Consider the following 7,910-nt stretch of genomic DNA (forward strand, 5'->3'; position numbering starts at 1 on the left):
CATCGCCAGCGCGTTGTCGGCAAAGCGCTTCTTGCCATCCTCAAGGCCAAGAATAAAGTTGGCGGCCCCGGCGAGCAGCTTGTGGCCACCGGTGAGGTAGTCGCTGTAATCAAAGCCATGCAGCAGGGCGCGCAGGATATCGAGTTTCTCCTCCAACACCGCGTAGGCCTCATGGGCATCGACGGTCGGCTTGCCCCGTCCTTTGCTGGCGGTGTACTCCTTGATGGCGCTCTTGAGCTCGTTGGCGATCCCGATGTAATCGACCACCAGCCCGCCTTGCTTGTCCTTGAACACCCGGTTCACCCGTGCAATCGCCTGCATCAGGTTGTGGCCCTTCATCGGCTTGTCCACATAGAGGGTATGCACGCAGGGCGCATCGAAGCCGGTCAGCCACATATCACGCACGATGACCAGCTTGAGCGGGTCACTCGGGTCTTTGAACCGCTTCTCCAGCCGTTTCTTCACTTGGGTGGCATGGATGTGGGGCCGCAGCAATGCCTTGTCAGAAGCGCTACCGGTCATCACGATCTTGATGGCCCCCTTGTCGGGGTCCGGGTCATGCCAGTCGGGGCGCAGGGCCACGATGGCATCATACAAGTGCACGCAAATCTCGCGGCTCATGGCGACCACCATGGCCTTGCCATGCTGCGCCTGATTGCGCTCTTCGAAGTGGGCCACCAGATCGGCGGCAACCCGCTCAATTCTTGGCTTGCTGCCAACCACCTTCTCCAAGGCTGCCCACCGTGACTTAAGCTTGGCCTGCTCGCTCTCTTCCTCATCCTCGGCCAACTCATCCACTTCGTCGTCGATGTGGGGAAGCTCTTCGTTATTAAGTGACAACTTGGCCAAGCGTGACTCGTAGTAGATGGCAACCGTGGCACCATCGTCCTTGGCCTGCTGCATGTCGTAGACGTGGATGTAGTCGCCAAAGACGGCGCGAGTGTCGCGGTCTTCCGCTGATACGGGCGTACCGGTAAAGGCCACGAACGTCGCGTTGGGCAGCGCGTCGCGCAAGTGCTGTGCATACCCGACCTGATAGCGCGCAGCCCCTTCTGCAACCTTGCCTGGCGCTTTGAGCGAGGCGCTGAAACCGTACTGGGTGCGGTGCGCCTCATCGGCAATCACCACGATGTTGGCGCGCTCGCTCAGCACCGGGAAGGTGTCTTCATCCGCGCCGGGCATAAACTTCTGGATGGTGGCAAACACAATGCCGCCGGAGGGGCGGTTGGCCAGCTTGCTGCGCAGATCGCCGCGGGTCTCCACCTGCACCGGCTGCTCGCGGATCAAATCTTGCGAGAGTGAGAAGACCCCGAACAGCTGGCCATCAAGGTCATTACGGTCGGTAATCACCACGATGGTCGGGTTCTCCATCGCCGCCTCGCGCATCACCCGCGCCGCAAAGCAGGTCATGGTGATGCTCTTGCCGCTGCCCTGGGTATGCCACACCACCCCGCCCTTATGGCTACCACCGGGGCGCGACGCCGCCACCACCTGGGTGATCGCCGCGCGCACCGCATGGAACTGATGGTAACCGGCGATCTTCTTGACCAACCGGCCATCGTCTTCAAACAGCACGAAGAAGCGCAGGTAATCGAGCAACATGGCCGGGGTCAGAATGCCGCGCACCATGGTCTCCAGCTCGCCAAACTCACCGTAGGGGTCGAGGTTGACCCCATCCACAGTGCGCCACTGCATAAAGCGTTCGGCATCCGCAGACAGCGATCCCATCCGCGCCTCGCTACCATCGGAGGCAATCATGATCTCGTTGTACTGGAACAGGTCGGGGATCTGCTCCTTGTAGGTCTGCAGTTGGTCGAATGCCTTCCAGATGTCGGCATGCACGTCGGCCGGGTTCTTGAGCTCCAGCACCACCAGCGGCAGCCCGTTGATGAAGAGGATGATGTCGGGGCGGCGGGTGTGTTTGGGCCCCTTGATAGAGAACTGGTTGATGGCGAGCCACTCGTTGGCGGTGGGCTGCTCGAAGTCAACGAGGCGGACAAAGTCCCCCACCGTTTCGCCATCGCGCTGGTACTGGACTGGCACTCCATTCACCAGCAAGCGGTGAAATGCCCGGTTGGCCGACAGCAGCGCCGGGGTATCGAGGTTGACCACTTGGGTCAGCGCATCTTCACGCGCCACCAGCGGCACGGAGGGGTTGAGCCGGGCAATCGCCTCCCGCAAGCGCTCGCGCAGCAGCACTTGCTGGAACTGCTCACGCCACGGGTTATCAGAATCGGGGGCCACATCATAGCCACACACCACGCGATAGCCCACCTCGGCCAACCACCCCAGCACCTCTTGTTCCAACTGATCTTCGGTCATGCACCATCACTCATCAACAAGGAGAAACGCCCGTCAGGCGGGCTCGGTGGGCCTCAGTGGCAAACGCAGTTCGCACGCAGAATCCGCCCTCGGCTGGCAAGGCAATATCAGCCGGTGGGACGAACTGGCAGCCAAGTCAAACGGCAAGACCCACAACGTCAGGCGGGCATCATAACAAAAAGGTTCGAGTGGAACTTTGAGCTGGCTCCATGATGGATAAATCAATACCAGATGACCATAATCTTGCTCGGTCAGGTACTTGTGGCCATAAGCGAACAGCTGGTATAGGTCACCCTGGCTGATGCCGTACTTGCCGTCACGGTCGCTGCTATCGAGCCGCTTCCACTTCACATCCATCACCCAACGCTTGTTGCCGTGCTGCAACAAGAGGTCCGGCTGTAACCGGAACATCTGCTTGCCTTGCTGGGTGCAAAGGTACTGACTGGCCACCTGGGCTTTGAGGTTGGCATCGGGCAACAGCTGTTCACGCAGGCACGACTCTACATAGCGCTCGAACAGCTTCTCCATGGGGAACAGCAGGCTGATGCCACGCCACTCACCATTCAGGGCACTCGGCATGGCACGATAGAGGATGAGCTCACACCACGGCCGAACCCCTTGATAGTGAGCCATCAAGCGGTCATGTCGCCACAGTCTGAAGTCCCCTTCCACATCGCGGCTGGCAGGCACATCCACCAGCAAGTGGCGCAGCTCCTGTGCCAACCGCCAGTTGTCCGGGTGCTGAGTCGCATTGGCGACGGTCTCCAGCGCCCGCTTGAGCAGCCGGTTCTCAGCCCGGTCGGGCAAGAAGAGGTCGTAACGTAACGCAAAGTGGTGGCCCCGGCCCGGTGGCTGGCGCATCTGCCGGGCGACATCCAGCTGACCACGCAAGAACGGCTCGGTCGCCTCAAGGCGCTGATAGTCACTGCGCACGCCGCGTTTGACCAGCTGATCGAGCTCGGCCAAAAAGCGCGCGATAACCCACTCGTTGAGCGGCATATCAAAGCGTTCCAGCGACGCCTCCGCCGTTTCACGGGGGGGCAGATCCAGGGCTCGCTCCAGCATCCGGCGGATCAACTCGCGGCCATGCTCGGGTGGGTCACCCTCACTGGCGGTCTTGGGCAGGATCTCGATCACCTGCCCGGTGGGGGTCTCTATCACCCCCACGTAGTTGTCCAGTTGCAAGGTCCGGCTATCTTCCACCTGTATCAGGGCAGGAGCATGGGTGACCTTATAACGCTGACTCAACTGACAGAGCCAATCAAAATCCACTTGATCGATATCAGGATGTGCCTGAACTGGCACGCAGTTATCTCTCACAACCAGTCGGTCGTACTCACGAACCGTGATGGGAGCCTTCACTGCGCCCCCTTGTCACCCTCGATGGTCAAGGCATAGGCCTCAATACGCGTAAACGCCTTCTCATTGATGCACCAACGTTGGCGCTGCCCCCCAACCGCTATATCACCAAGCAGGGTCTTGATATCGAGTTTGGGAGGTGTGAGGAACATCGCCTCAGCGCGGCTCTTGCGATGATCATTGAGCACCCAGGCGATACGCTGCCAGTCCTCAAAGAAGTACTCCTGCAATAGCGGCAGGATCTGATGCTGGAAGATGTATCCCAACTGCGCCAAGGTTGGCTTTGCAGTCGCTTTGAGCGGCATAAAGTAGGCATGACCGAGGCAATGGTCGCGGTCCAACAGCACCTCAATGCGCTGGTTCAGCGTGTGCAGCAAGCGGCCTACGTCTACCTTGTGCTCCTCATCCTCGATGACCACGCCATTAAGCAGCTCGGCCCTGGGCGGCATCTCTTCAAACACAAAGCGGCGACGCAGCGCGATATCGAGTCCGGCCAAGGAGCGGTCAGCGGTGTTCATGGTGCCGATAAGGTAGAGGTTGTCCGGTACGCTAAAGGGGCGCTTGGAGTAAGGCAGCGTGGTGGTCAGCGCCTCGCTTGCCCCAGCTCGCTTGCTTGGCTCTATCAGGGTGATCAACTCACCGAAGATGCGCGAAACATTGCCCCGGTTGATCTCGTCGATGATCAATACGCGTTTGTTTGATGGCGTGGCACCAGGTTCACTCTGCGACCCAGCTTGTGATGCAGTGGCATTGACCAGAGCAAGCAGCTTCTCCGGGATCAAGGTCGGAGCCTTCAATTCATAGAGCGTCATCTGACTAAAGCGACCGTTGATCAGTTCACTACATGGGAGCGAGGGACTGAACTGGCATAGCCACTTGACCGGACGAACCTGAGCATAACCATCATCATAATCGGGATGAAGTTCCCGTCGGTAATCCCCTTTAATCTCACCAATAGCCCGGAACTTGAAATTACCATCAGTCACAACAACTAGGTCGCCAACCTTCATCCGGTTCACCAGCGTCATCACGCTGGTAACGGTGTAGTCATATGCGTTATCTATCTTGCCAGTTGATTGCTCCAGCAGAGCCTGCACCTCTTCACGGCTCTTACATTGGCTGTAATCATGCGCGCCTCCATACCCCAGACGGATCACCCCCTCTTCAATACAGTCATCAAAGATATGAGCATCATCCCCCTTGGTATTTCCAAGTGACATCTTCCAGACCCGGCGTCCCTCCAGCGTCATCGCCTCATGGCTGTCGCTGCGCGTGACTTTGGCTGCCACCGCGTCACACATGCGCTTGAAGACACCATCAACCACGTCATAAGTCAGTTGACCGCTGTCTCCATCACTCTCAGCCCGGATCCCCTCCACAAAGTCCTCATAACTGAAGCTCTGGTGGAAGGTCACAAAGTCGATACGTCCCTCCTTGACCAGCTCATCAAAGCGCGCCTTAAGCGCCTTGCGGGCCTCTGGGCTTTCATCCTTGTCGTATTGGGACCAGCACTCAGGGTCCAGAATGGCCAGCGCCTTGTTAATGGTGTGATAGGTCTTACCTGTGCCGGGCGGGCCATAGAGGATCTGATTCAGGGGAACTAGGTCATTCATGATGTTCGTCTCTGACTTCTGTGGAACTGAAGGCGCACCGACAGGCCGATTACTGTGTCCGTTTACATTGATATTCTCATTTTTTATCAAGGGCACCACGGTACTATCAAACCAAGCTGAAACACTTTCACTGGTGTCAGCCTGATACCGGAGCTCTCCATGCTTTGGCTCAGGCGTAATGGCAGCATAGCGTTCCCCTTTTAGCAGAACGGTACACCACAATTTTTTTCCTTGGTCTCGAGCGATTCTCAATACTTGCGAAATGGCTTTAGAGGCACCTTTTGGCTTGATTCCCAGAACCCAGCTTGGCCCTCCTCTATTAATCCATTGATCCGCTTTAGGGAAACGCTGAGTCGCCTCGTCAATCACCCATTGAGCCCACTCTCGCTCACGCGCACCAAGGGAGTCCCAAAATGCCTGATATTCGGATGTACCATCCACGTTTTTAACATCCTGCAACTGGCTGACGACATAATCACGAAATTGACGCAGCGCATTACGTGCAGCCCCATTCCCGTAATTGCCCTCCTCAGCCAACTCCCCCCCTAAGTCATAACTGGCAAGCAGTGACTCTAGTTGAACAATATCGGTGATAGACCACAGGTCCAGCCCACAGTGCCTAGCAAGGTGGTTAATACCTGAGCAGTACGAGTCCACGGTATTAGCCGTCATCGGCCGGGCTAACAGGTAGTTCCGATAGCCTTCCTGAGTTACTGACATAGTCCGGCCTCGCTCAGTTGTTCCTCGGCATCCGGCAAGCGCAGTTGACCGGAGATCAGGCGGGGTAGCAGTGTATCGCGCAAGTTGGCGAGGGTTTGGGCTTGCTGGTGATTCGCTGCCACCTTGGCAAAAAGTGGGGCCGCAACCGCATGGAAAGCGTTGAGAACATCATAACTCGGTAGGACGCACGGCAAATTGCTTACTACCTCCGGACGAACAGCCGGATAAGCACCACCATCAGCAACATGTGCAAGGTATTCAATGCTGCTATTCGCAGTAGCTGCAAGATAGACATACTCGGTCGCAGCCTTCTGCTTGGGCCGCAGTACCGCAAAACCAGTGCTTCCAGTCAAATTAGGCCGAGGATTGCTGATGAACGCATAAGAGCGGTTACCCGGCCGGACAGTGCCCACGATCGTGTCACCATCACGCAATACTCGTCTCGCCCGACTAGGTGCATCCTCAAACAGAAACTCAGTGATCTCGGCAATCTCGTTCTCTTTGGCATTGGCCAAATCAACATAAGCCACAGAGTCAGGTCGATTCTTAACGGTCCAAGATTCAGGATTGAGTAAAGCAAGATCGTTAAGTGAACCCGTGCTCCACCCCTTCGGCACCTGACCAAGGTCTGACTCTTCGAAGCTGTCGGGGAACAGGGCGGCGACCTCGGGGGTCAGACCTGCTGGTTGCTCGCCACGAGCACGGGCATGGACCGGGTCGAAGTCAACAAACCACGACTTGAACAGCGCCTGCGCCATCGCCTCCAGCGTGGTGTTGGTCTCTCGCAACAAAGTGATACGTTCGTTAAGCGCAGCAACGATTTCCCCAACTTTGGCTCTCACGTACGCAGGGGGGAGCCTGAACTCGAAATCGAGTATTTGCTTTGCGCTGATATGCGGAACTGCAGTTCCTGTCGTCACATTCTGAATGTACGATTCAAATTCAGGAGTCGACAATAATGCGAACAAGAAGCTGCAATCTTCTCTTGAGGCAGGCCGGATCCGAGCAACCCGTTGTACTAGGTAACTGGGCGTATCTGTAGCTTGCACTTGAGCAACTTTCAGGCCAGCCGGAATCCACGGGCGATCCATCGCCAGAACAACATCTCCAGGCTCAAGCGCATACCGTTCAAGGCCAACAGCATTTTCACGAGACCATCGCTTTACCCCATCCCACCGAACTCTACCTGGCGCAATGTTATCTCCACGAAGCAAACGAACATCGTCTTGGCCATCAGAATAACCAGTACTCTTGAATGCAAAACCTGCGAGCAAGTCAACAAAGTCACGTAGTGGTATCAGCGGCCATTCAGAACACATATCCCAACCCCCCCAGCTTCTGTTTGATCAACTGGTCCAACTCGGCTCCCTTGCTCATCTGGCCACCCAGTTGCTTGGTCAAGCGCGCCATCTTGTCGGCAAAGGCCTCATCGTCCTCCTCAACCTCTTCGGCCCCTACATAGCGGCCAGGGGTCAACACATGGCCATGCTCGGCAATCTCGGCCAAGGTTACGCTGCGGCAGAAGCCCGCTACATCCTCGTAAGGCTGATCGCACTCCCCGTCACCTTTCCATGCGTGGAAGGTATCGGCTATACGGGTAATCGCGCTCTCATCGAGTTCGCACTGCACCCGGCTGATCATGGTGCCCAGCTTGCGAGCATCGATAAACAGCACTTCCCCCTGGCGGCGGGTCTTGTTCTTAGCGAGGAACCATAGGCAGGCCGGGATCTGGGTGTTGAAGAACAGCTGCCCCGGCAGGGCCACCATGCACTCCACCACGTCCGCCTCCACCATGGCACGGCGAATATCACCCTCGCTGTTCTGGCTGGAACTCATTGAGCCATTGGCCAGCACGATACCGGCACGACCAGTTGGCTTGAGGTGGTAGAGCATATG

5 protein-coding genes are annotated in these 7,910 nt (G+C 57.2%); all 5 read right to left on the reverse strand.

Going from position 1 to position 7,910, the window contains the following annotated elements:
• A partial coding sequence (locus tag OKC40_RS21260) for a type I restriction endonuclease subunit R (RefSeq protein WP_270796907.1) occupies positions 1-2,322 on the reverse strand: 2,322 nt, incomplete at its 3' end.
• 33 nt (positions 2,323-2,355) lie between these two features.
• Positions 2,356-3,570 (reverse strand): McrC family protein, encoded by a 1,215-nt coding sequence (locus tag OKC40_RS21265; protein ID WP_232091587.1) that lies wholly within the window; start codon positions 3,568-3,570, stop codon positions 2,356-2,358.
• A gap of 110 nt (positions 3,571-3,680) precedes the next feature.
• Positions 3,681-6,014 (reverse strand): AAA family ATPase, encoded by a 2,334-nt coding sequence (locus OKC40_RS21270; RefSeq protein ID WP_232091588.1) that lies wholly within the window; start codon positions 6,012-6,014, stop codon positions 3,681-3,683.
• Positions 6,005-7,333 (reverse strand): restriction endonuclease subunit S, encoded by a 1,329-nt coding sequence (locus OKC40_RS21275; RefSeq protein WP_270796909.1) that lies wholly within the window; start codon positions 7,331-7,333, stop codon positions 6,005-6,007. Before OKC40_RS21275 ends, OKC40_RS21270 begins: the two co-directional genes overlap by 10 nt.
• Positions 7,323-7,910: N-6 DNA methylase (locus OKC40_RS21280; RefSeq protein WP_270796911.1), on the reverse strand; the 588-nt coding region annotated here is incomplete at its 5' end. The genes OKC40_RS21275 and OKC40_RS21280, both read right to left, overlap by 11 nt.

Origin of the sequence: Aeromonas sp. QDB11 (genome assembly GCF_027705265.1) — a bacterium.
GTDB classification, from domain to species: domain Bacteria; phylum Pseudomonadota; class Gammaproteobacteria; order Enterobacterales; family Aeromonadaceae; genus Aeromonas; species Aeromonas allosaccharophila.

Coding starts and splice junctions, on each gene's coding strand:
- OKC40_RS21270 (WP_232091588.1), bottom strand. CDS start 6,014: ATGTCAGTAACTCAGGAAGGCTATCGGAACTACCTGTTAGCCCGGCCG.
- OKC40_RS21275 (WP_270796909.1), bottom strand. CDS start 7,333: ATGTGTTCTGAATGGCCGCTGATACCACTACGTGACTTTGTTGACTTG.